25 protein-coding genes are annotated in these 23,120 nt (G+C 72.1%); 11 read left to right on the top strand and 14 right to left on the bottom strand.

Annotated features, from left to right (window positions below; translation table 11 throughout):
• Positions 1-99: 99 nt before the first annotated feature.
• Together IT780_RS07410 and IT780_RS07415 are read right to left on the bottom strand one after the other, a co-directional pair.
• The gene (locus IT780_RS07410) at positions 100-462 is read right to left on the bottom strand and encodes a PH domain-containing protein (RefSeq protein ID WP_199510633.1); all 363 of its coding nucleotides are present in this window, start codon (positions 460-462) and stop codon (positions 100-102) included.
• An 11-nt stretch (positions 463-473) separates the two neighbouring features.
• The gene (locus IT780_RS07415; RefSeq protein ID WP_199510634.1) at positions 474-785 is read right to left on the bottom strand and encodes a 4a-hydroxytetrahydrobiopterin dehydratase; all 312 of its coding nucleotides are present in this window, start codon (positions 783-785) and stop codon (positions 474-476) included.
• A gap of 224 nt (positions 786-1,009) precedes the next feature.
• Here IT780_RS07415 and IT780_RS07420 point away from each other — a divergent pair, with 224 nt between their 5' ends.
• Positions 1,010-1,405 carry a (deoxy)nucleoside triphosphate pyrophosphohydrolase gene (locus IT780_RS07420; protein WP_307831087.1) on the top strand — a complete coding sequence of 132 codons (396 nt, stop codon included), beginning with the start codon at positions 1,010-1,012 and terminating at the stop codon, positions 1,403-1,405.
• Here IT780_RS07420 and IT780_RS07425 read toward each other — a convergent pair.
• On the bottom strand, positions 1,379-2,920 hold the full coding sequence (locus IT780_RS07425) for a long-chain-fatty-acid--CoA ligase (RefSeq protein WP_199510635.1): 1,542 nt from the start codon (positions 2,918-2,920) through the stop codon (positions 1,379-1,381). The two genes, IT780_RS07420 and IT780_RS07425, sit on opposite strands and share 27 nt — an antisense overlap.
• Positions 2,917-4,089, bottom strand: a complete 1,173-nt coding sequence (locus IT780_RS07430) for an acyl-CoA dehydrogenase family protein (RefSeq protein WP_199510636.1) — start codon at positions 4,087-4,089, stop codon at positions 2,917-2,919. The genes IT780_RS07425 and IT780_RS07430 overlap by 4 nt, the downstream gene beginning before the upstream one ends.
• A gap of 54 nt (positions 4,090-4,143) precedes the next feature.
• Between IT780_RS07430 and IT780_RS07435 the strand changes: the two genes are divergently transcribed.
• The 9 genes from IT780_RS07435 to egtD all read left to right on the top strand — a co-directional run bounded on the left by IT780_RS07435 (position 4,144) and on the right by egtD (position 12,922).
• Entirely contained in the window at positions 4,144-4,773 is a 630-nt protein-coding gene (locus tag IT780_RS07435) for a TetR/AcrR family transcriptional regulator (RefSeq protein WP_199510637.1), read from the top strand.
• Positions 4,770-6,164 (top strand): aldehyde dehydrogenase family protein, encoded by a 1,395-nt coding sequence (locus tag IT780_RS07440; RefSeq protein WP_199510638.1) that lies wholly within the window; start codon positions 4,770-4,772, stop codon positions 6,162-6,164. The genes IT780_RS07435 and IT780_RS07440 overlap by 4 nt, the downstream gene beginning before the upstream one ends.
• Positions 6,161-7,246: an alcohol dehydrogenase catalytic domain-containing protein gene (locus IT780_RS07445; protein ID WP_199510639.1), complete on the top strand. Its 1,086-nt coding sequence runs from the start codon at positions 6,161-6,163 to the stop codon at positions 7,244-7,246. Before IT780_RS07440 ends, IT780_RS07445 begins: the two co-directional genes overlap by 4 nt.
• Positions 7,247-7,302: 56 nt before the next feature.
• A complete protein-coding gene (locus IT780_RS07450) occupies positions 7,303-7,479 on the top strand; it encodes a DUF1059 domain-containing protein (protein ID WP_199510640.1) in 177 nt (58 codons plus the stop codon).
• A 100-nt stretch (positions 7,480-7,579) separates the two neighbouring features.
• A complete protein-coding gene (locus IT780_RS07455) occupies positions 7,580-8,578 on the top strand; it encodes a S1 family peptidase (protein WP_233412286.1) in 999 nt (332 codons plus the stop codon).
• A 98-nt stretch (positions 8,579-8,676) separates the two neighbouring features.
• Positions 8,677-9,915 (top strand): ergothioneine biosynthesis glutamate--cysteine ligase EgtA, encoded by a 1,239-nt coding sequence (gene egtA / locus IT780_RS07460; protein ID WP_199510641.1) that lies wholly within the window; start codon positions 8,677-8,679, stop codon positions 9,913-9,915.
• Positions 9,912-11,201 carry an ergothioneine biosynthesis protein EgtB gene (gene egtB, locus IT780_RS07465; RefSeq protein ID WP_199510642.1) on the top strand — a complete coding sequence of 430 codons (1,290 nt, stop codon included), beginning with the start codon at positions 9,912-9,914 and terminating at the stop codon, positions 11,199-11,201. The genes egtA and egtB overlap by 4 nt, the downstream gene beginning before the upstream one ends.
• The gene (gene egtC / locus IT780_RS07470) at positions 11,201-11,950 is read left to right on the top strand and encodes an ergothioneine biosynthesis protein EgtC (protein ID WP_199510643.1); all 750 of its coding nucleotides are present in this window, start codon (positions 11,201-11,203) and stop codon (positions 11,948-11,950) included. Before egtB ends, egtC begins: the two co-directional genes overlap by 1 nt.
• 3 nt (positions 11,951-11,953) lie before the next feature.
• Complete coding sequence (gene egtD / locus IT780_RS07475; RefSeq protein WP_199510644.1) at positions 11,954-12,922, top strand: L-histidine N(alpha)-methyltransferase; 969 nt, start codon at positions 11,954-11,956, stop codon at positions 12,920-12,922.
• Here egtD and IT780_RS07480 read toward each other — a convergent pair.
• From IT780_RS07480 to IT780_RS07525, 10 genes are all read right to left on the bottom strand, one after another.
• Positions 12,909-13,505 (bottom strand): TetR/AcrR family transcriptional regulator, encoded by a 597-nt coding sequence (locus tag IT780_RS07480; protein ID WP_199510645.1) that lies wholly within the window; start codon positions 13,503-13,505, stop codon positions 12,909-12,911. The genes egtD and IT780_RS07480 overlap by 14 nt on opposite strands.
• A gap of 80 nt (positions 13,506-13,585) precedes the next feature.
• Positions 13,586-14,791, bottom strand: a complete 1,206-nt coding sequence (locus IT780_RS07485) for an acyl-CoA dehydrogenase family protein (RefSeq protein WP_199510646.1) — start codon at positions 14,789-14,791, stop codon at positions 13,586-13,588.
• Positions 14,791-15,780: a phosphotransferase family protein gene (locus IT780_RS07490; protein WP_307831080.1), complete on the bottom strand. Its 990-nt coding sequence runs from the start codon at positions 15,778-15,780 to the stop codon at positions 14,791-14,793. Before IT780_RS07490 ends, IT780_RS07485 begins: the two co-directional genes overlap by 1 nt.
• Entirely contained in the window at positions 15,777-16,568 is a 792-nt protein-coding gene (locus IT780_RS07495) for an SDR family oxidoreductase (RefSeq protein WP_199510647.1), read from the bottom strand. The genes IT780_RS07490 and IT780_RS07495 overlap by 4 nt, the downstream gene beginning before the upstream one ends.
• Positions 16,565-17,320, bottom strand: a complete 756-nt coding sequence (locus IT780_RS07500; protein WP_199510648.1) for an SDR family oxidoreductase — start codon at positions 17,318-17,320, stop codon at positions 16,565-16,567. Before IT780_RS07500 ends, IT780_RS07495 begins: the two co-directional genes overlap by 4 nt.
• Before the next feature lie 122 nt (positions 17,321-17,442).
• On the bottom strand, positions 17,443-18,708 hold the full coding sequence (locus IT780_RS07505; protein ID WP_199510649.1) for an ABC transporter substrate-binding protein: 1,266 nt from the start codon (positions 18,706-18,708) through the stop codon (positions 17,443-17,445).
• Positions 18,705-19,739, bottom strand: a complete 1,035-nt coding sequence (locus tag IT780_RS07510) for a branched-chain amino acid ABC transporter permease (protein WP_199510650.1) — start codon at positions 19,737-19,739, stop codon at positions 18,705-18,707. Before IT780_RS07510 ends, IT780_RS07505 begins: the two co-directional genes overlap by 4 nt.
• A complete protein-coding gene (locus tag IT780_RS07515) occupies positions 19,736-20,614 on the bottom strand; it encodes a branched-chain amino acid ABC transporter permease (protein ID WP_199510651.1) in 879 nt (292 codons plus the stop codon). Before IT780_RS07515 ends, IT780_RS07510 begins: the two co-directional genes overlap by 4 nt.
• Before the next feature lie 13 nt (positions 20,615-20,627).
• Positions 20,628-21,332 (bottom strand): ABC transporter ATP-binding protein, encoded by a 705-nt coding sequence (locus tag IT780_RS07520; protein ID WP_199510652.1) that lies wholly within the window; start codon positions 21,330-21,332, stop codon positions 20,628-20,630.
• Positions 21,329-22,036, bottom strand: coding sequence for an ABC transporter ATP-binding protein (locus IT780_RS07525; RefSeq protein ID WP_199510820.1), 708 nt, complete (start codon positions 22,034-22,036; stop codon positions 21,329-21,331). Before IT780_RS07525 ends, IT780_RS07520 begins: the two co-directional genes overlap by 4 nt.
• A gap of 187 nt (positions 22,037-22,223) precedes the next feature.
• Between IT780_RS07525 and IT780_RS07530 the strand changes: the two genes are divergently transcribed.
• A complete protein-coding gene (locus tag IT780_RS07530) occupies positions 22,224-23,060 on the top strand; it encodes a DUF4328 domain-containing protein (RefSeq protein ID WP_199510653.1) in 837 nt (278 codons plus the stop codon).
• Positions 23,061-23,120 lie beyond the last annotated feature (60 nt).

The following is a 23,120-nucleotide window of genomic DNA, read 5'->3' on the forward strand; positions in this document are numbered from 1 at the left end:
GTACTATATCTGGGCCGGTCTGTCTTGTTTTTTCGTCTTTCCCAACAAACGGGGCCCCCCCGGGGGGGGGGGCCCCACCTTTCTTGCGGCAAGGAGGCGTCAGGACGCGTAGTGCAGGATGACGTTGTGCACGTGGTGGGTCTTCTCGGACCCGCGGAACTCCACCTCGTAGACGTGCTGGCCGACGGTGATGGCGATGGTCCCGGTCGAGAAGTACTGCCCCGCCCAGCTCTTGTTGCTGACCACGCTCACGCTGCTGATCTTCGAATACGGGATGCTGGTGATCGCGAAGCGCTTCCCGGCGAAGGACTTGTCCTGGATGATCACCCGGCGGTTGGTGAGGCCGATGAAGCCGGTGCCGACGCCGACCGCGTCGTAGACCGCGATGATCTGCTCGCCGTCGAGCAGACCCGACTGGATCTGCTGGAACTGGCCCTTGTTGTCGTACACGGGAGCCGTCATGACCGCCGAGGTTACTGCGGGCCCACCACCGTGCGGTACGCGTCCTCGATCCGAGCCGCCAGGGTGACCTCACCATCGGTGATGGCCTGGCCGTCCGGCGCGCCGAGCAGGATCTGCGTGTGACCGTCCGTGCGGTGGATCCGGGGGCGCAGGCGCAGAGTGTCGGCCGCCACCTTGATCCGCTCCGTCAATGCGGCATGCTGACTGTCGTCGCACACGAGCACACGCTTGAGCAGGACGCCGTCCTGCGTCCAGCCGCCGAGCACCGCCAGCGCGTCGCTCAAGTAATCGGAGCGGGCTCCCCGTGCTTTCCTGCCCCGCATGTCCGCACCTCCCGGGCGTCGTTGCCGGCTTGTGGCCAAACTGTCGCCGTGTCGTCATGGTCGGTGCCCACAGTCTTGTCTTCGCTGTCAACTATGTCCACGCCCACATATCCGTGTTCTCGTGACGATCGGGACGCATCGTTCAACCTGTTCGGTCAAGTTTTGTGGCACGCTCTTGGTCCATGCCCGCAGAACAGCACGTCAGCGCGCCGATGTCACGGAGAGTGATTGTGGCGGCCGTGATCGTCAGCGGCGGCCGGGTGCTCGCGTGTGAGCGGTCCGCCCCGCCCGAGGTCGCCGGGCGCTGGGAGTTCCCCGGCGGCAAGGTCGAGCCGGGCGAGAGCGACGCGGAGGCGCTCGCCCGCGAATGCGCGGAGGAGCTCGGCGTACGGGTCGAGGTGGGCGCCCGGGTGGGACCGGACGTGCCCCTGGCGCACGGCCGCGCCGTCCTGCGCGTCTTCGCGGTCACGGTGCTGGACGGCGACGAGCCGCGCGCCCTGGAACACACGGCAATGCGGTGGCTGGCGGCGGACGAGCTGGACAGCGTGCCGTGGCTGCCCGCCGACAAACCGATCGTGGCGGAGCTGCCCGGACTACTGGCCGCCGATCGTCCGGCGTAGTTCCCGCTTGAGCACCTTGAAGCTCGGTCCCATCGGCAACGCCTCCACGAAGCGCACCTGACGCGGGTACTTGTGCCGGCCCAGGCGCTCCTTCGCCCACTCGATGATCTCCTGCTGGGTCACCGCCCCGCCCGGCTCCGGCACGATCACCGCGCAGATCTCCTCGCCGTGCATCTCGTCCGGTACGCCGATGACCGCCACCTGGACCACGGCCGGGTGGCGTGCCAGGACCTCCTCCACGTCGCGCGGATAGACGTTGAAGCCGCCGCGGATGATCAGGTCCTTCTTGCGGTCCACGATCGTGATGAAGCCGTCGGCGTCCTTGGTGCCCAGGTCCCCGCTGCGGAACCAGCCGTCGACCACCGCGTGCGCCGTCTCCTCCGGCCGGTTGAGGTAACCGGCGAAGACGTTGTGCCCACGGATCACGATCTCGCCCAGCTCCCCGATCGGCAGCAGCTCGATGCGCTCGTCCACCTCGGCCCGGGCGATCTCCACCTCCACACCCCAGATCGCGTGCCCGATGCTGCCCGGGCGCGTACCGAACGCCGGCTGGTTGGTGGTGGCCGTCGGCGAGGTCTCGGAGAGCCCGTACCCCTCGTAGATCAGCGCGTGGAACGTCTCGTTGAACTTCTCCAGCACCGCCATCGGGAGCGAGGCGCCGCCGCTGACGCACAGCCGCAGATCGGGCAGCCGGTCCGCCTTGGCCGCCGCCTCGAGCAGCGCGACGTACATCGTCGGTACGCCGTGGAAGACCGTCACGTTCTCCCGGACCATCAGCTCGATCGCCGCCTCGCCGGTGAAGCGCGCCAGCAGGACGAGCGTGGCGCCGAGCCGGAAGGTGCCGTTCATGCCCACGGTCTGGCCGAACGTGTGGAACAGCGGCAGGCAGCCCATCACCACGTCGTCGACCCGGGCGTCGTTGGCGTCGAACACGTTGACGGTCGCGTTCATCACCAGGTTGAGGTGGGTGAGCAGGGCGCCCTTCGGCTCGCCGGTGGTCCCGCTGGTGTAGAAGACCACCGCCACGTCCTCGGCCTCGCGGGACACGTACGTGGGCAGCGGCGAGGCGGACTCGGCGACGTCCTCCAGCCGCTGCGGAGCCTCCGGCAGATCGGGCGGCAGCGGGCCGACGGTGACCAGCTTCGCGCCGGTCTGCGCCGCTGCGGCCGCCGCCGTCCTGAGCTGGCTCGAGTGCGCCACGACCACGCTCGCGCCGCTGTCGCGCAGGACGTACGCCATCTCGTCGGCGGTGAGCAGCAGGTGCACCGGTACGACGCGCGCCCCGGCGGCCAGCGCGCCGAAGTACACGCGGGGGAAGTCCGTGACGTTGGGGACGACCACGGCGACGGTGTCGTCCCGGTCGATGCCGAGCTGCTGCAGGGCGGCCGCGTACGAGCGCGCCTGCGCCCAGAGATCCCGGTAGGTGGTGCGCAGCGCGCCGTCGATCACCGCGACCTTGTCCGGATACTTACGAGCGCCCTCGGCAAGGACGGAAGCCAGGCTCAGCTGTGTCATGCGAGGTGCCCGCCGATCTTGGTGTACCCGCGCAGCAGGTCGCGGGAGATGATGAGGCGCTGCATCTCGTCGGTGCCCTCGTAGATGCGCATCAGCCGGACCTGCCGGTACCAGCGCTCGATCGGCAGCTCGCGGGTGTAGCCCATGCCGCCGTGGATCTGCATCACCCGGTCCACCACGTTGTTGACCATGTTGGCGCCGTACAGCTTGGCCATCGAGGAGGCGTGGCGCGGGTCCTCGCCCTGGTCGACCGTCCAGGCGGCCTTGAGGATCAGCCAGCGGGCCGCCTCGAGCTCGACCTCGGAGTCGGCGATCATCCACTGGATCGCCTGGTTCTCACCGATCTTGCGGCCGAACGTCTCCCGGGTGTTCGCGTAGTCGATCGCCATGCCCAGCGCCCGCGCCGCGATGCCCAGCGCGATGGACGGGATGAGGTAGCGGCCCTTGCCGATCCACTTCATGCCCAGCTCGAAGCCCTGGCCGATCTCGCCCAGGATGTTGCGGTGCGGCACCCGCACGTCCTCGAAGATCAGCGAGGCCGGGCCGCCCTCGCCCATCGTCTGGATGAACTCCGAGCGCCACCCCATGTCCCGGTCGACGAGGAACGCGGTGGTGCCGCCGCCGCGGACGCCCTTCTCCCGGTCGGTCACCGCGACCACGATGACGAAGTCGGCGTCGTTGCCGTTGGTGATGAACGTCTTCTCGCCGTTGAGCACCCAGTCGTCGCCGTCGCGGCGGGCGCTGAGCTTGATGTTCGCCGCGTCCGAGCCGGCGCCCGGTTCGGTGATCGCGAAGCAGGAGATCCGGTCGCCCTCGATCGTGGGGATCAGATACTCCCGCTTCTGCTCGTCGTTGGCGTGGAAGAGGATGTTGTCCGCCTCGCCGCCGAACCGGAACTGGACGAAGCTGCGGCCCACCTCGGTCCAGATCAGGGACTGCATGACGGCCGGCAGGTCCATGCCGCCGTACTCCTCGGGCGTCGCCAGGCCCCAGAAGCCGAACTTCTTGGCCTTGAGCTGCAGCTCGCGCAGCTCACTGCGGTCCAGGCCGGGACGGTGGGCCCGCTCGCGGCGCAGCGCCTCCTGCTCCAGCGGCATGACCTCGCGGGTGATGAACTGGCGGGCGGTGTCGCGGACCGCCCGCTCTTCGTCGCTGAGTGAAAAGTCCACGTGATAAAACTAGCGGTGTAAGTTTTCCGAAGTCCAGAGGTGGAGGAGCGATACATGGCCCGCCCCCGGCAGACCCTGCTCTCGCGGGAGCGCATCGTCGAGGTGGCGGCCGCCCTCGTCGACGCCGAAGGGCTCGAAGCCGTCTCGGTGCGCAGGCTCGCCACCGAGCTGGGCGTCGCCGGACCCTCGCTCTACAACCACTTCGCCACCAAGAACGAGATCCTCGACGCGGTCGCCGACGCGGTGGTCGCCCAGGTCGACGTCTCGTTCTTCGCCACCCACGGATGGCAGGACGCGCTGCGGCTCTGGGCACGCTCGTACCACGCGGTGCTCAGCGCCCACCCCAACATCGTGCCGGTGCTGGCCCAGGGACCCGGCCGCCGCCCGGCCGCGCTCGCCATGGCCGACACCGTCTACGGCGGCCTGATCGCGGGCGGCTGGCCGCCGGCCCGGGCCACCCACATCGGCGCGCTCATGCGCTACCTCGTCACCGGCTCCGCGCTCGGGTCGTTCGCGCTCGGCTTCGACGAGGACCCCCAGGTGTACGCCGAGCGCTACCCGCACCTGCGCGACGCCCACCTGCTCGCCGAGCACCGCCGCAGCGTCGACGAGGGCGCGTTCGAGCTCGGCCTGGAAACCGTCGTCACCGGCCTGGAGGCCCTGAAGAACGGAGTGCTGCGATGAACCGGGACAGTCTCTACATCGGTGGCCGGTGGGTGCCGGCGTCCTCCGGCGAGACGATCGCCGTCGAGAACCCGGCGACCGAGGAGACCCTCGCGCACGTGCCCGCCGGGTCGGCCGAGGACGTGGACCGGGCCGTCGCCGCGGCGCGCGCCGCCTTCGACGACTGGGCCGCCACCCCGATGGCCGAGCGCGGGGCCGTGCTCGGCAAGCTGCACGAGGCGCTCAGCGCCCGCGCCGGGGAGATCGCCCGGACGGTCGGGCTCGAGCTGGGCGCGCCGCTCAAGGTCGCCAAGGCGGTCCAGGCCGGACTTCCGCTCACCGTGCTCCGCGGGTACGCCGACCTCGCCGCGCAACCGGTCGAGGAGGAGACGGCCGGACACTCGCTGATCGTCCGCGAGCCGGTGGGCGTGGTCGGGGCCATCACCCCGTGGAACTATCCGCTGCACCAGGTCGTCGCGAAGGTCGCCGCCGCCCTGGCCGCCGGATGCACGGTCGTGCTCAAGCCCAGCGAGCTGACGCCGCTGGTCGCGTACCTGCTCCTCGACGCCGCGGACGAGGCCGGGCTGCCCGCCGGCGTGCTGAATCTCGTGCCGGGCACCGGCCCGGTCGTCGGGGCTGCGATCGCCGCGCATCCGGACGTCGACATGGTCTCGTTCACCGGCTCCACGGCCACCGGCCGGGCGGTCTCGCACGCGGCGGCCGACCGGATCGCCCGGGTCGCCCTGGAGCTGGGCGGCAAGTCCGCCAACGTGATCCTCGAGGACGCCGACGTCACCAAGGCGGTCAAGGTCGGCGTCGGCAACGCGTTCCTCAACTCCGGCCAGACCTGTACGGCGTGGACCCGCATGCTCGTGCACCGCAGCCACTACGACGCCGCCGTGGAGCTGGCTGCCTCGGCCGCGGAGGCGTACCGCACGGGGGACCCGTTCGACGAGTCCACCCGGCTCGGGCCGCTGGTGTCCGCCGCGCAGCGCGACCGGGTCCGCGGCTTCATCGACCGCGCCGACGCCCGGCTGGTCACCGGCAACGCGCCCGTACCCGACAAGGGGTATTTCGTGCCGGCGACGGTGTTCGCCGACGTCGACCCGGACAGCGAGCTGGCCCAGGAGGAGATCTTCGGGCCGGTCCTGTCGATCATCCCGTTCGACGACGACGACCACGCGGTCCGGATCGCCAACAACTCCCGCTACGGCCTCGCCGGCGGCGTCTGGGGCTCGCCCGAGCGCGCGCTCGCGGTGGCCCGCCGGATGCGCACCGGGGCGGTCGACCTGAACGGGGCCCCGTTCAACCCGGTGGCGCCGTTCGGCGGCTACAAGCAGTCCGGCTTCGGCCGCGAGCTCGGCGTGCACGGCCTCACCGAATTCCAGCAGACGAAGGCGATCCAGCGATGACGGCGTACGTCCGCGCCCTCGTGGTGCGTGAGCCCGCGGCGGCACCCGCGGTGGAGGAGATCCGGCTGCCCGAGGTCGGTCCCGGCCAGGTACGGGTCCGCATCCGCGCCGCCGGGGTCTGCCACTCCGACCTGTCGATGGTCAACGGCACGCTGAGCCCGCCGTACCCGCTGGTGCTCGGGCACGAGGCCGCCGGCGAGGTGGTCGAGGCCGGCACGGGCGTCACCCGGGTCGTCGCCGGCACGCACGTCGCGCTCAACTGGTCGCCGCCGTGCCGCGAGTGCTGGTTCTGCACGCACGGCGAGCCGTGGCTCTGCGCGACGGCGAACGTGGCGGCGCTCGAGAACGGCGCCACCCTCGACGGCGCGCCGGTGCATGTGACGCTGGGGCTGGGCGCGTTCGCCGAGGAGGTCGTGGTGCCGGAGCGCGCGCTCATTCCCGTACCCGACGAATTGGGGTGGGAAAGCGCGGCGCTGCTGGGCTGCGCGGTGCTGACCGGCACGGGCGCGGTGCGTAACACCGCGAAGGTGGCCGAGGGTGACTCGGTGGTCGTGATCGGCCTGGGCGGCGTCGGGCTGTCCGTGGTGACGGCGGCCCGTGCGGCGGGCGCGGCGACGGTCGTCGCGGTGGACGTCTCCGAGGGCAAGAAAGCGCTGGCCGAGGCGGCCGGGGCGACCGACTTCGTGGTGTCCGGCGAGACGCTCTCCAAGGACATCCGCACCCGCACGGAGGGCCGCGGCGCGGACCACGCGTTCGAGTGCGTGGGCCGGGCGGCGACTATCCGGGCGGCGTGGCGGGCTACCCGCCGCGGTGGGCAGGTCACCGTAGTGGGCATGGGCCGCGCCGACGACATGGTCCAGCTCAGCGCGCTCGACATCTTCTCGTCGGCGCGGACGCTGCGCGCCTCGGTGTACGGTTCGGCCGACCCGGACGCCGAGGTGCCGGCGCTGGCCGCGGACGTGCTGTCCGGTGCGCTGCGGCTGGATCATCTGGTGACCGACCGGATCGGGCTGGCGGACGTGCCGGCCGCGTTCGACCGGATGGCGCGCGGGGAAGGCGCCCGATCGGTCGTCACTCTCTGAGAAGAGGAGCTGGAGGGTGCCGTTTCGGGCCGGAGGGGCCGGGTACCCCTTGCGTCATGACCGTGACGATCCGTTGTGCCGACTTCGGCAACAACTGTCCCGCCCAGTTCACCGCGCCCGACCCTGACGAGCTCATGCAGCATGTCGAGCTGCACACCAAGACCGCGCACCAGCCGATGGAGTGGACGCAGGAGCTCGCCGAGGTGGCGAAGACGCACGTTCAGCAGGTGTGACGCCCCGGTCATGACCGACAGTAGCCTTCCGGTGCGGGAGGCTATTGATCAGTGATTGGCCTTCCATCCGACCAGCGATCCCGCGCACGGTGGTCGGACGATGACCAGGACAGCGGCGAAGTTCCTCATTGTGATCGCGGCCCTGCTCGGCGTGTCCGGGGTGATGGTGACGATGCGGGCCGGTGCGGCCCACGCCATCGCGAACGGTGAGCGCGTGGCCGACGGGCGGTACCCGTTCGCGGTCAAGCTCACGATGACCGGCATCCCGACCGCCGGTGGCGGCCGCCGCGACAGCTCGTGCTCGGGTGGGCTCATCTCGCCCCACTGGGTGCTCACCGCGGGGCACTGTTTCCGCGACACCCGGAACAGGCACGTCTCCCGGCCCGTGGCGCGCAAGACCACGGCCACGGTCGGTCGCGCCGACCTGACCACCGACGCGGGGCACGTCGCGACGGTGGTCGAGGTGCGGCAGAGCAAGACGGCCGACGTCGCGCTCGCGCGTATCGACCAGGGGATCACCGACATCAAGCCGTTGCGGATCAGCCGCAGCGCCCCGCAGGTGGGTGACGAGGTCCGGCTCGCCGGCTTCGGCCTCACCGACGGTGACGCGACCGCGGAGCCGACCCGGATGCGTACGGGGCGGTTCGAGGTGACGTCGGTCGGCCGGAAGGCCATCGGGCTGTCCGGGGTGGCGCCACGGTCGACCACGAGCCCCTGCCCCCACGACTCGGGTGGGCCGTACTTCTCCGAGGACGACGGCGCGCCGGTCGTGGTCGCCGTGGTCAGCCACGGCCCGACCTGCCCGCACCGCGGCGAGGACCAGGGCGGCCGGATCGACGCCGTGGCGCGCTGGATCACCTCGGTGGTCGGCAAGGACCTGGCCGCCACCCCCAAGGCCCGGCCGAAGCCGTCGCCGTCGCGGCAGGCGCGGGACACCAAGGTCGCCGCGCCGCCGTCCGGGCCCGCGGCCGGCCTGAGCGATCTCACCGCGTACCAGGTGTCGGTGCCGGCGGTGGCCGTGGTCGCCGGTGTGGTGGGTTTCACCGCGCTGCGCCGCCGCCGTCGACGGCCCCGGGGCGGCGTGCACCGATCTCGCTGAGGCTTCACCGGTACGCCGCGAAGGCGACTCCCGCAAGACTGCTTTTCCTCCGGATCGGTGTGTATCGTCCGACGAGGTCACTACTACGGGGGAGGGTGATGACTACTCCAGGTAGCGAAACGCCGGCCTCCGACGAGCTGCTCCGGCTGGACGACGCGGCCGAGCATGTCGCCGGCATCTGCTTCAAGACCGGACCACCGCGGCGCCTCGGCGTCGAGCTGGAATGGACGACCCATCCCGCCCGCCGACCGGCGGGCCACCTGCGGGCAGCGGACCTGGGCCATGCGCTCGGGCCGTACGCGCCCACCGCGCTCGGGAACCCCGAGCCCGTGCCGCTCCCGGGCGGCGGCACGGTCACCCTCGAGCCCGGCGGCCAGGTCGAGATCTCCTCCGCCCCGGCCACCTCCCTCACCGCCCTGTACGAGGCGGTGAGCCTCGATCAGGCGTACCTCGCCGACCTGCTGGCCCGGTCCGGGATCAGCCTCGGCGGGCACGGCCTCGATCCGCACCGCAAGCCGGTGCGCATCCTCGACACCCCCCGGTACGCGGCCATGCACCGCGCGTTCGACCGGGCCGGCAGCCCCGCCGGGCGCACCATGATGTGCAGCACCGCCGGGTTGCAGGTCTGCCTCGACGCCGGCCCGCCGCACCGGGTCGCGGCGCGCTGGGCCGCCCTGCACGACCTCGGGCCGCCGCTGCTGGCCACGTTCGCGACCTCCCGTACGCACGCGGGCCGGGACACCGGCTGGGCGAGCGGACGGATGGCCGCCTGGCACGGCATCGACGCGCGGCGCAGCGGCCCCGTACCCCGCTCGGCGGATCCCGCTGCGGGCTGGGCCGCGTACGCGCTCGACGCCCCGCTGCTGTGCGTCCGCGGCGACGGCGGCGTGTGGGAGACCCCGGACGGCGTGACGTTCGCCGACTGGATCCGCGGCGCGCTGTCCCGGCCGCCCACGGTGGACGACCTCGACTACCACCTCAGCACCCTGTTCCCGCCCGTCCGGCCGCGCGGCTACCTCGAGGTGCGCTACCTCGACGCGCAGCCGGGCGGCGAGTGGATCGCGCCCCTGGCGATGCTGGCCGCGCTGTTCGCCGACGACGCGGTGACCGACGCCGCCCGTGACCTCGCCGCGCCCGCCGCCGACCGGTGGCTGGACGCGGCCCGCGACGGGCTGGCCGACCCCGTGGTGGCGGCGTGCGCGGCCGACGTGGCCGACCTCGCCTGCCGCCGGCTCGACCGCACCGGACTGCCCGGGCCCGTACGCGACACGGTCGCCGACATCGTCGACCGGAGAGTGCGCGACGCGGCCCCTCTCAGGAAGGACCTGTCCCGATGAAGGATCTGCGACTGACCGTCGCCGCCGAGATGGAGCGCGCCCGCGCCCGTACGGCCCTGCTGACCGACGCGGTGGACGAGACCGATCTCGTACGCCAGCACTCCACGATCATGTCCCCGCTCGTGTGGGACCTGGCGCACGTCGGCAACCAGGAGGAACTGTGGCTCGTGCGCGACGTCGGCGGGCGGGAGCCCGTGCGCCGCGACATCGACGAGTTGTACGACGCGTTCAAGCACCCGCGGCGGGACCGTCCGGCGCTGCCGCTGCTCGGGCCGGAGGACGCCCGCGCGTACGTCGGCCAGGTGCGCGACAAGGCCCTCGACGTGCTGGACCACGTACGCCTCGACGACCGTCCCCTGCTCAACGGCGGCTTCGCGTTCGGGATGATCGTCCAGCACGAGCAGCAGCACGACGAGACGATGCTCGCCACCCACCAGCTGCGTACGGGTGCCCCCGTCCTCGACGCCCCGGCACCGCCGCCCGCGCGCGTACCGGTCGACGGCGAGGTGCTCGTCCCCGGCGGGCCGTTCACGATGGGCACCGACACCGAACCGTGGGCGCTGGACAACGAACGGCCGGCGCACACCGTGGACGTGCCCGCGTTCCTCATCGACGCGGCCCCGGTCACCAACGCCCGGTACGCCGAGTTCATCGCCGCGGGCGGGTACGACGACCCGCAGTGGTGGAGCGAACGCGGCTGGGCGCACCGGCAGGAGGCGGGCCTCACCGCGCCGATGCACTGGCAGCGGGACGGGGACGGGTGGGCGTACACGCGGTTCGGGCGCACGGAACGCGTCCACCCCGACGAGCCGGTCGTGCACGTCTGCTGGTTCGAGGCCGAGGCGTACGCCGCGTGGGCCGGAAAGCGGCTGCCCACCGAGGCGGAGTGGGAGAAGGCCGCCCGCCACGACCCGGCCACCGGGCGCTCCCGGCGCTACCCGTGGGGCGACGAGGCTCCGGAGCCCCGGCACGCCAACCTGGGCCAGCGCCACCTCGCCCCGGCAGCGGTGGGCGCGTACCCGGACGGCGCCTCGCCGCTCGGCGTCCACCAGCTCATCGGTGACGTGTGGGAGTGGACCAGCTCCGGGTTCCACGGCTATCCCGGCTTCGCCGTCTTCCCGTACGCGGAGTATTCGCAGGTCTTCTTCGGCGGTGACTACAAGGTGCTGCGCGGCGGCTCGTTCGGCACGGACGCGGCCGCGTGCCGAGGCACGTTCCGCAACTGGGACCACCCGATCCGCCGACAGATCTTCAGCGGCTTCCGCTGCGCCCGGGACGCCGTTTGATGTGCCGCCACCTGGCTTATCTCGGTGGCCCGCAACCCCTGTCCGCAGTCTTGTTCGAGCCGCCGCACGCGCTCGTACGGCAGGCGTGGGCGCCGCGGGACATGCGCGGCGGCGGCACGATCAACGCCGACGGCTTCGGCGTGGCCTGGTACCCGCCGGGACACGCCGAGCCGGTCCGCTACCGCAGCGCCGCCCCGATGTGGTCCGACGCCGCCCTTCCGGCGCTGGCGTCCGCCACCGTCGCCGGCGCTGTGCTGGCCGCCGTACGGTCCGCCACCGTCGGCATGCCGGTCACCGAGACGGCCGCCGCGCCCTTCGCGGAGGGCCCCTGGCTGTTCAGCCACAACGGGGTCGTCCGCGGCTGGCCGGAATCGGTGACCAAGGTCGCCGGCCGGCTGCCGGTCCAGGACCTGATCACGCTCGACGCCCCGACCGACGCGGCGCTGCTCTGGGCGCTGGTCCGGGACCGGCTGCGAGCCGGCACGCCGGCGGCCGAGGCGGTCACCGAGGTGCTCGCCGAGGTCGACCTCGCGGCGCCCGGCTCCCGCCTCAACCTCCTGCTGACCGACGGGCGGCAGATCGTCGCCACCACGGCCGGCCACGCGCTGTCCGTGCGGGCGGCACCGGGCGCCGTGCTCGTCAGCTCCGAGCCCCTCGACGACGACGCGGCCTGGCAGGCCGTACCGGACCGCCACCTGCTGGTGGCCACCCCGTCCACCCTGACCATCACCCCGCTAGGGAGAGCCTGATCCATGTTGGACGTTCATCTCGACGACCAGGACATCGCCCGGCACCTGCGCGCGGACGTGGCCACCGGCCTGACCGCGCCGGCCAAGTGGCTGCCGCCGAAGTGGTTCTACGACGCCCGCGGCAGCGAGCTGTTCGAGGAGATCACCCGGCTGCCCGAGTACTACCCGACCCGTACCGAGCGGGCGATCCTGGCCGGCCGCGCCGCCGACGTCGCCGCGCTCACCGACGCGAAGACGCTGGTCGAGCTCGGCTCCGGCTCGTCGGAGAAGACCCGCCTGCTGCTCGATGCGCTGCTGCGGCACGGCACGCTCGGGGCGTTCGCTCCGCTCGACGTCTCCGAGGCCGCGCTGCGCGAGGCGGTGGCCGGGCTCACCGCCGACTACCCGGACCTGGACGTCCGCGGCGTCGTCGGCGACATGACCCGCCACCTCCAGCACATCCCGGACGGCGACAACCGGGTGGTGGCCTTCCTCGGCGGCACGATCGGCAACCTCGTACCGGCGGAACGGGCGACGTTCCTGCGGGACCTGCGCGCCGTGCTCGGCGAGGGCGAATGGCTGCTGCTCGGCACCGACCTGGTCAAGGACCCGGCGATCGTGGTGCCCGCGTACGACGACGCGGCGGGGGTCACGGCCGACTTCAACCGCAACGTGCTGCGCGTGATCAACTCGCGGCTGGGCGCGGACTTCGACGTGGACGCGTACGACCACGTCGCCCTCTGGGACGCGCGCAACGAGTGGATCGAGATGCGGCTGCGCGCCCGTACGGCCCAGCGCGTCACGATCCCGGAGCTCGGGCTCACCGTCGACTACGCCGAGGGCGAGGAGATGCGTACGGAGATCTCCGCGAAGTTCCGCCGCGACGGGCTGGCGGCGGAGCTGGCGGCGGCCGGCTTCGCGCTGCGCGAGTGGTGGACGGACCCGCAGGGCTGGTTCGCCGTCTCCCTCGCTCAGGCGGTCACCGCGGGGTGAGCAGGGCCGTCACCGAGCGCGTGAGGATCTGACGGGCCGCGTCCACGTCGAGGCCCATCGCGTCGCGCAGGGTTCCCCAGGTGGGCCACATGGCGGCCGCCGTGAGCGCGTTCAGCAGGGCCTCGTCGTCGCCGATCTCGCGGGCGAAGAGGGTGCGCAGCTCGTCGCGGACCCGCTGGATGTGGGTGCGGCGGTAGCTCTGCAGGGCCGGGGAGAACGGTTCCTTGAGCGACGACGCCTTGGCGATCGGGGCGATCTGCTCCAGCATGCGGGCGCGCTGGTGGCAGTACGCCTCGATCCGCCGTTCGAGGGGCAGGTCGGTCGGGACCGGCTCGTACGTCTCGTCGCGCTGCTCGAGGATGAGCTGGCCGCTGGCGGCGAACAGCGCCTCCATGTCCGCGAAGTGGCTCCACAGCGCGCGCAGGCTGACGCCGGCCTGCTTGGCGATGCGGTCCGCGGTGGGACGCAGGTCGCCCTCGCGGATGAGGGCGACGTGCGCCTCGACGATCGCGCTGCGGGTGCGCTCCGAGCGGGCCGTACGGCCGTCGATGCGCTGGGACGGGCGGGGTGAGGCGGCCGGCATCAGTAGCTCCGGTGGTGGTGGCTCGGACGGTGGACCGGCCCGGTGGGCGGGGCCGGATGGGAGCGGGCGCGGCCGGAGCATCAGGCGCTCCGGTGGCGCTTGAGCTCCCGGCGGGCCAGCGATCGCTTGTGGACCTCGTCCGGGCCGTCCGCCAGCCGCAGGGTACGGGCCGCCGCCCACAGCCGGGCCAGCGGGGTGTCCTGGCCGACGCCCGCCGCGCCGTGGGCCTGGATGGCCTTGTCGAGGATCCACTCGGTGGTGGCCGGTACGACGATCTTGATGGCCTGGATCTCGGTGTGCGCGCCCTTGTTGCCGACGGTGTCCATCAGCCAGGCCGCCTTCAGCACCAGCAGGCGCGCCTGCTCGATGCGGACGCGCGACTCCGCGATCCACTCCTGCACCACGCCCTGCTCGGCGAGGGGTTTGCCGAAAGCCGTACGGGCCAGCGCCCGCGTGCACATCAGCTCCAGCGCCCGTTCCGCCATGCCGATGAGCCGCATGCAGTGGTGGATGCGGCCGGGGCCCAGCCGCGCCTGCGAGATCGCGAAGCCGGAGCCCTCCTCGCCGATGAGGTTGCTCACGGGTACGCGTACCCCGTCGAAGATCATCTCCGCGTGGCCACCGTGGTCGCCGTCGTCGTAGCCGAACACCGTCATGCCGCGCTTGACCGTCAGGCCCGGGGTGTCCCGGGGCACGAGGACCATGCTCTGCTGCACGTGCCGGGCGGCCTCCGGGTCGGTCTTGCCCATCACGATGAAGATCCGGCAGTCCGGGTTCATCGCGCCGGAGATGTAGAACTTGCGGCCGGTGATGACGTACTCGTCGCCGTCGCGCTCGATGCGGGTGCCGATGTTCGTCGCGTCCGACGAGGCGACCTGCGGCTCGGTCATCGCGAACGCCGAGCGGATCGTGCCGTCCAGCAGCGGCCGCAGCCAGCGTTCCCGCTGCTCGGGGCTGCCGAACTCGGCGAGGACCTCCATGTTGCCGGTGTCCGGGGCCGCGCAGTTCAGCGCCGCCGGGGCGATCGACGGGCTCCGGCCGGTCAGCTCGGCCAGCGGCGCGTACTGCAGGTTGGTCAGGCCGGCGCCGTGCTCACCCGGCAGGAACAGGTTCCACAGCCCGGCGGCCTTGGCCCGCTCCCGCAGCGGGGCCAGCGCGGGCGGCGGCGACCAGTCACCACGGTACGACCCGTGGAAGCCGTCCTCCGCGGGGTAGACGTACTCGTCCATGAAGGCGAGCAGCCGCTTGCGGTAGTCCTCGGTCTTCTCGTCGTACGCGAAGTCCATCAGTTGCCCTCCAGCGACTCGTGTCCCTGCGCGACGAGCGGTCCCACCATCGCGCCGACGGTGTCGAAGCCCTCGCCGACCGTCTGGCCCTGCACGTAGCGGTAGTGCACACCCTCGAGGATCACGGCCAGCTTGAACGCGGCGAACGCCACGTACCAGTGCAGGTCGGAGACGTCACGGCCAGACCGTTTGGCGTAGTGCTCGCCGATCTCCGCGAGGCTCGGATGCCCCGGTATGGACAACGGCGTGCGGTCCGGCAGCAGCAGTGGGCGCCCGGCGTAGACGAGCATCAGGGCGACGTCGCTGAGCGGGTCGCCGAGCGTCGACATCTCCCAGTCGAGCACGGCGTTGACCTGGAGCTCGTCGCCGATCAGGACGTTGTCGAGGCGGTAGTCGCCGTGCACGACCGAGCCGGGGCCGCCGGCCGGGATGTCGGCGGCGAGGCGTGCGTGCAGCTCCTCGATGCCCGGCACGTCCCGGCTGCGGGAGGCGTCGAGCTGCTTCTTCCAGCGGCGTACCTGGCGCTCGTTGAAGCCCTCGGGCCGGCCGAAGTCGCTCAGCCCGATCGCCGCCGGGTCCAGTGCGTGCAGGTCGGCGAGCGTGTCCACCAGCGACAGGGTGAGGCGTCGCATGGATTCCGGGCCCATGGCGTCCAGCACGGCGACGTCGCGGTAGATCGTGCCGTCGACGTGCTCCATCAGGTAGAACGGGGCGCCGATGACGTCCGGGTCGGTGCACAGGCGTACGGGCGCCGGCGCGGGAAACCCCGCCCGGGACAGCGCTTCCAGCACCCTGTGCTCGCGCGACATGTCGTGCGCGGTGGGCAGCACGTGCCCGAGCGGTGGCCGGCGCAGCACCCAGCGGTGGGTGCCGTCGCTGACCGCGTACGTGAGGTTGGAGCGCCCGCCGGCGAACATCGTGGCGCTCAGCGGCGGCGAGCCCAGATATGCCTGCAGCTTCTCGAGGTCGAGTCCGCGGGGGCCGCTCACGGCATCCCCGCCGCGTCGAAGCCGCGCTGGATCTTGTTCATGCCGCCCAGCCAGCGGTCGGTGTCGGTGGCCCGGCGCTGGTAGTACTCGGCCACCTCGGGGTGCGGCAGGATCAGGAAGCTGTTGCCGGCGAGGCCCTCGACCACCGTCTCCGCGACGTCCTCCGGCTCGAGCGCGCCCGCGGCGAGGAGCGTCTTGCTGGCGCTCCGCCCGCCGTCGATCATCATCGCCGTGTTGACACCCTGCGGGCACAGGGCCTGCACGGTGATGCCGCGGTGGGCGTACGTGGCGCGCAGCCATTCGGCGAAGCCGAGCGCGGCGTGCTTGGTGACCGAATACGGCGCGGAGCCCAGCAGGGTGAGCAGCCCCGCGGCGGAGACGGTGAACAGCAGGCGCCCGCCCTGGCCGTTCTCGTTGTCGAGCCAGCGGGGGAGCAGGGCGCGGGCCACGTACACGTGGGACATGACGTTGACCTGCCACGCCTTCTCCCAGTCGGCGTCGGGCGCGTCGGCCGAGCCCGCGGTGAGGATGCCGGCGTTGGCGCAGAAGAGGTCGCAGCCGCCCAGCTCGGCCCACGCGGTGTCGACGAGGCGGCGCACGTCCGCCTCGTTCGCGGCGTCGCCCGGGACGGCGAGGCCACCGATCTCGTCGGCAACGGCCTGCGCGGCTGCCGCGTCCAGGTCGTTCACGACGACCTGGGCTCCGTCGGCGGCGAAGCGGCGGGCCAGGGCCGCGCCGATGCCCCCGCCCGCCCCGGTGACGACGACGCGCGGGAACCGGGCCGTCACTGGACCGACCCGGTGAGCGTGACGCCGCCGTCGATGACCAGCGTCTGGCCGGTGATCCAGGCGGCGTCCGGCGAGCAGAGGAAGGCCACCGCGCCCGCCACGTCCTCCGGCACGCCGAGGCGGCGCAGCGGGTACGTGGCGGCGACCTCGTCCTCGCGTCCCTCGTACAGCGCGGTGGCGAACTTCGTCTTGACCACGGCGGGCGCGACCGCGTTGACCCGGACCGCCGGCGCCAGTTCGACGGCCAGCTCCTCGGTCAGGTGGATGAGCGCGGCCTTGGTGACGCCGTAGAACGCGATGCCGGGCGCCGGCCGCAGCCCCGAGATCGAGGAGATGTTCACGATCGACCCGCCCGCGTCGGCGAGGCCCCCGCGCAGCGCCTCCTGCACCCAGCCCAGCGTGCCGAGCACGTTGACGTCGAGCATCTTGCGCGCCGCGCCCAGGTCGAGCGTGCCGAGCGGCCCGTACGCCGGGTTGATGCCGATGTTGTTGACCAGCACCGACACCGGGCCGAACGCGCCGAGCACGGTGTCCACGACCGCCGCGCGGTGGTCGGCGTCGTCGCCCTTGCCGGGGACCGCGATGGCGACCTCCGGGCCGCCCAGGTCCTTGACCGCGGATTCGAGCGCCTGCGCGTCCCGGCCGGTGATGCAGACCTTCGCACCCTCGGCGACGAAGCGTTGCGCGATGGCGAACCCGATTCCACGGCTGGCGCCCGTCACGATCGCGACGGTGTCCGAGAGCTTCGACATCCGGGCAGAACCCCCCAAGAATGTGCATTTAGAGTGCGAAATACTAACGGGTAACTTCCCCGCCGCCAACCCTGCATCGGCCGGCGGCGGGCCGCAACCATTTCGGGTCCTTTACCGAGTCACTACGGGGCGGCGGGGATCCCGTTCGACGGCGGGACCGCCGGGGCCGCCGTGTACGGCTGCACCGCACCGTCCCCGTCGTCCGTCTCGTAGACCGTGCCGAAGTACGCCTGCTTGCCGGCCTGCACGCGGCTCATCTTCATGCCGCCGTACCCGGAATGATCGGTCTTGGAGAACCGCAGCGGGGCCATGCCGGGTCCCTGGAAGCCGCCCTTCTCCACCGCGGCGGTGAGCCCGTCGCGGGTCAGGTCCTTCCCGGCCGCCTGCAACGTCTGCACGAACAGGTACGCGACCGACATGCCGTAGACGACGTTGTTGTCGAACTCGGCGTTGCCGTTGTACTGCGAGTTGACCTTCTTGTAGAGCTGGATCCACGGGTTCGCGTCATCGGTGCTCAGCGGCAGATAGTTGTCCGAGATCAGCCCCTCGGTGAGCGGCGCCGCCGGGCCGAGCTGCTTCTTCAGCGTGGTGAGGTCCGCGCCGACCTGGGAGACGACGAACTGCGGCTTGAAGCCGATCTTCGCCGCGGTGCCGAGGCTCAGCGCGGTGAAGCCCGGCACGGTGGCGAGCATGACGACCTGGCAGCCGGCCTGCTTGAGCGCGCCCATCTGCGGGCCGACGTTGGGGTTGCTGGTGACGTACGACTGCTTGGCGGCCACCGGGCCGAGGATCTTCTCGATGCCGGCCAGCGCGTCGCGGCCGAAGTCGTCGTCCTGCCCGAGGAAGCACACCTTCTTGCCGGCCTGTGTCTGCTTGACGTGGGTCGCCAGGATCTTGCCCTCGACGGTGTAGTCGACGTTGAAGCCGAACGTGCCCGGGTACTTGTCCGGCTGGTTCCAGCTGCGGCTGCCCGAGGCCACGAAGAGGTCCGGCACCCGGTTGGTCTTCAGGAAGTCGAGCACGCCGGTGTGGGTCGGTGTGCCCAGCCCGTTGAGGATCGCGAACACCTTGTCCTGCAGAACGAGCTCGCGCACGACCTGCTGGGTGGTGGCCGGGTTGTACGTGTCGTCCATGATCTTGTAGGTGATCTTCCGGCCGTGCACGCCGCCGTTCGCGTTCACGTAGTCGAAGTACGCCTTGGACGCCGGCGCGATCTTCGAGTAACCGGCCGCGGCCGGGCCGGTGAGCGGCATGTGCGTGCCGACGACGATCTCGGTGCCGGTCACACCGGGGGTGTTCGAGCTGCTGCCGCCACCGCCGCTGTCGCTGCAGGCGGTCGCCGCGGCCACCAGGGCCAGCGCGGCGAGGGCGGTCGAAGTACGCCTCATGCCTTTCTCCTTAAGAGTTTGAGGGGATTGAGCGATGCGATGCCGCCGGGGGCGGCGAGCATGACGACGACGAGGGTCACGCCGAACAGCGCGAGGGGCAGGTTGCCCTCGAGCCGCTGCGCGTCGATGCCCTCGGTGACGGAGTGGGCCAGCGCCGGAAGCGCGACCAGCAGCACGGCGCCCCAGAACGCGCCGGCCAGGCTGCCGAGCCCGCCGATGACGATCGCCATGACGAGGAAGAGCGAGAGGGTCAGCGGGAACGCGCCGGGGGACACGCTCTGCGCGAGCACCGCGACGAGCGCCCCGCCCAGACCCGCGCAGGCCGCGCTCACCACGAAGGTCAGGACCTGGGTACGGGCGACGCCCACACCCGCGAGCCGCGCGGCGGTCTCGTCGTCGCGTACCGCCCGCATCTCCCGGCCGAAACGGCCCCGGACGAGCACGGCGAGCGCGAGCATCGTCACGAGCGCGCCGGCCCAGCACAGCCACGCCTGCCACCGCTCGACCGAGATCGTGCCGGGCGGCGGATCGAGCACCACGGACAGGCCCTGGTCGCTGTTGAACGTCTCGTCGAAGGTGCTCGTGATGGCCGGTACCACCACCGCCACCGCGAGCGTCAGCCCGGCGAGGTAGGGCCCGCGCAGCCGGGCCGCCGCGAGGCCGACGACCGCACCGACGACGGTGGTCAGCGCGATCGCGGCCAGCACGGAGACCAGCAGCGTCCACTGCCCGCGGCCGGCGAGCTTGTCCTGCAGCAGGGCTACCGTGTACGCGCCCGTCGCCATCAGCGCGCCGTGCCCGAGCGACAGCTGCCCGTTCAGCCCGGTGAGCACCGTGAGGCCGGCCGTGACACACAGGTACGCCCCGATGGTCGCCAGCTGGTAGGTCCGGAACGGCGGGAGGGCGTACGTCAGCGCCACGACGGCCACCGCGCCGCCGACCGTCCACAGCAGATAGCGCAGTCTCCAGGGGCGATCCCGGGTGACCGCGACGGCCGGACCCGCGGTGACGCGTTCGCGCACGATGCTCATACCGTCCTCGCCGCCGATCGGGAGAAGAGCCCGCCCGGGCGGCCCAGGAGCACCACGACGAGCAGGACGAGAACCGCGATCGGCGCGACCGTGGCGCCCAGATAGCCGCTCACGTACGACAGCAGCAGACCCACGATCAGCCCGCCGGCCACCGAGCCGACCGCGCTGTCCAGGCCGCCGACGACCGCAGCCGTGAACGACGAGACGAAGACGATGTCCATCGCGTTCGGGTGCAGGCCCAGCTCGGTGGGGAGCACCAGCATCCCGGCGAGCGAGCCGACCGCCGCGGCCAGCGCCCAGCCGAGCGTCAGCATGCCGCCGACGTTCACGCCGAGCAGCCGGGAGACGTCGGGTGCGAACGCCGAGGCGCGCATGCGCAGGCCGATCGCCGTACGGGTGAACAGCAGCGCGAGCAGCACCACGACGACGGCCACCGCGGCGAACACGAAAAGGTCGAACCGCGACAGCAGCGCAACCCCGCCGACCTCGAAAGCGTCGCGGCTGAACGGCGCGCCGGCCGGCCGGTACTCGTTGCCGTAGATCATGCCGAGCACGCCCTGGATGACGAGCACGAGGCCGAGCGCCACCACCACCCCGTTCAGCGGCGACGAATGGTCGACGAAGCGCATCACCACCCGCTCGGTCACCGCGCCCAGCACCAGGCCCGCGGCGATCGCCACCCCGAAGCCGAGCCAGTAGGAGCCCGTCGCGGACGAGACCGAGTAGCCGGCGTACGCGGTCGCCACCGCCATCGCGCCCTGGGCGAAGTTGACGATCCTCGTGGCCCGCCAGATCAGGACCAGCGCCAGGGCGAACGCGGCGTACACCGCACCCCGGCCCAGGCCGTCGAACGTGAGAAACACGAACCTGTCCATGGCCCTCCTCCTTTCAGAAGCCGAGGTACGCGTGGCGGAGCTCGTCGTCGATCGACGTGCCCCGGGTGACGACGCGGCCCAGCGACATGACGACGGCCTCGTCGGCGACCGCGAGAGCGCTGCGCACGTTCTGCTCGACCAGCAGCACGGTCAGCCCGCTGCGGTCGCGCAGGGTGCCCAGCAGCGTCATGATCTGCGCGGTCACCCGCGGCGCCAGGCCCAGCGACGGCTCGTCCAGCAGCAACAGCCGGGGCCGCCCGACCAGCGCCCGGCCCAGCGCGAGCATCTGTCGTTCGCCGCCGGAGAGCTGGTGACCCGGGAAGGTTCTGCGTCGGGCGAGCGGCTCGAAGAGCTCGTACACCTCGTCGAGCGCGCGTTTGGCGTCGGCGCGGTCCCGCCGCCACAGGCCGCCGAGGCGCAGGTTCTCGTCCACGGTGAGCTCGGTGACGACGCCGCGGCCCTCCGGCACGTGCGCGATGCCGCGGCGCACCATCTGCTCGACCTTCACCCCGCGCAGGTCCAGGCCGTCGAAGAGGATGCGGCCCGCGGTGGGCCGCAACAAGCCGGAGAGCGTACGCAGCAGAGTCGTCTTCCCGGCCCCGTTCGCGCCGAGCACCGCGGTGATGGACCCGGCCGCCACGTCCAGGTCGATGCCGGTGAGCACGGGCGCGGCGCCGTACCCGGCCGTCAGCCCTTCGACGTGCAGCAGCCCGCTCATGTGGCCGCGCCCAGGTACGCGTCGGCCACGGCCTCGTCCGTCCGGATCTCGTCCGGGGTGCCGTGGGCGACGGGTTTGCCGAAGTCCAGCACGAGGATCTCGTCGCACACCGCCATGACCAGATCCATGTGGTGCTCGACGAGCAGCACCGAGCAGGGCAGGCCGGTGATGAGCTCGCGCAGCTCCTCGATCTCCTCGGCGCCGAGGCCGCCCGCCGGCTCGTCCAGCAGGAGCAGCCGCGGCCGGGCCACCAGGGCGCGGGCGAGCGAGACGCGTTTGCGGACCGCGTACGGAAGTCGTCCGGGCAGGGTGCCGGCGTGCTGGGCGACGCCGCACCGGTCCAGCTCGGCCCAGGCCCGGTCGGTCGCGCCGGGCGCGGCGACCTGCACGTTCTCCAGCACGGTGAGGCTGGGGAACAGGCCGACCCCCTGCAGCGTACGGGCGATGCCGAGCCGGGTCAGGCGGTGCGGGCGCGGGCGCAGTGGCCGGCCGTCGAACGTCAGGGTGCCGCTGGTCGGGGCGACGAACCCGCACACGACGTTGAAGAGCGTGGTCTTGCCGGCGCCGTTAGGGCCGATGACGCCGACCGTACGGCCGGGCGCGACGCGCAGGGAGACGCCGTCGAGGGCGACCAGCCCGCCGAATCGGACGCTTATCTGATGGAGGGTGAGGCCGGGGCTGGCCTCGCCGGCGGGCATGGTCATCGTCACCTCGGCGATGAGGGCGGACGTGTCCTGGATGGAGCCTGCGGAGATCAAACTAATTACACTTGGAGTGTAAGTTCTTGCGGCGCGGTGTCAATGCCCAGCCAAACATCGGTGTCAACGAATTCCAGCAGCTCGTACGGCTCGGTATCCTGCCCAGGCCGATCGGCTTCACGGGGAGACAGTCATGACCGAGCACGCGCCGTACACATATCCGCAGTCGTCCTTCGTGCCCTACAGCACCGCCCGCCCGCTCCGTACGCGCGCCACCGTCGCGATCGTGGCCCTCGTCCTCGCGATGGTGGCGGCAGCCCTCACCGCGGCACTGACCTTCTTCGCTTCCAACCTCGTGGACGATGCGCGCGTCACCGGCGAAGGGCTCGGCACCGCACGAGCGGTGGAAGCCGCGACGGCTGCGGGGGCGGGCCTGCTGAGCATCACCTCGCTGCTGTTCGCGGGCATCGCCTTCATCTGCTGGCTGCACCGGGCCCGGACGAACCTCGACGCGTTCGGCGGCACGGTTCTGAGCTGGGGCGCGGGCTGGACGATCGGGGCCTGGTTCGTGCCCCTCGGCAACCTGGTCATCCCGATCCTGATGATCAACGAGGTCGACCGCGCCACCGACCACCGCGTCCAGGGCTGGGACACGCGCCGCCCCGGCCGCGCGGTGTTCGTCTGGTGGGCGGTCCTGTGGACGGCGTTCCTCATCCTCGACCGGGTGGTGGCGGTCGCCGTCCTCGGCGCGGCGGACTCGACGGGCTCGACCGCCCTGGCGGCGCTGTCGGCGGCAGTGGAAGTGGGGGCGGCGAGCGCGGCGATCGGCCTCATCCGCCGGATCACCGCCGGTCAGGAGGCCGTCCTGAGCGGCGCGGCGGGCGCTCCGGCCGAGGCGTTCGCACAGACCCCGCCGTTCACGCAGCCGGCTCCGACGTCCGCTCCCTTCTCCGCCGCGGGCGACTCGTGGGAGGAAGGCCTGGCGAGCGGCCCGATCGGGTGGGACACGCCGGGACCGGACCGGCGCTGAAACGCGTGGTGGGGGGGCCCCCCCCCCGGGGCCCCCCCCACCGAGCCGGGCGGGTAGCGC

Origin of the sequence: Nucisporomicrobium flavum (assembly GCF_016464385.1) — a bacterium.
Lineage (GTDB): Bacteria > Actinomycetota > Actinomycetes > Mycobacteriales > Micromonosporaceae > Actinoplanes > Actinoplanes flavus_A.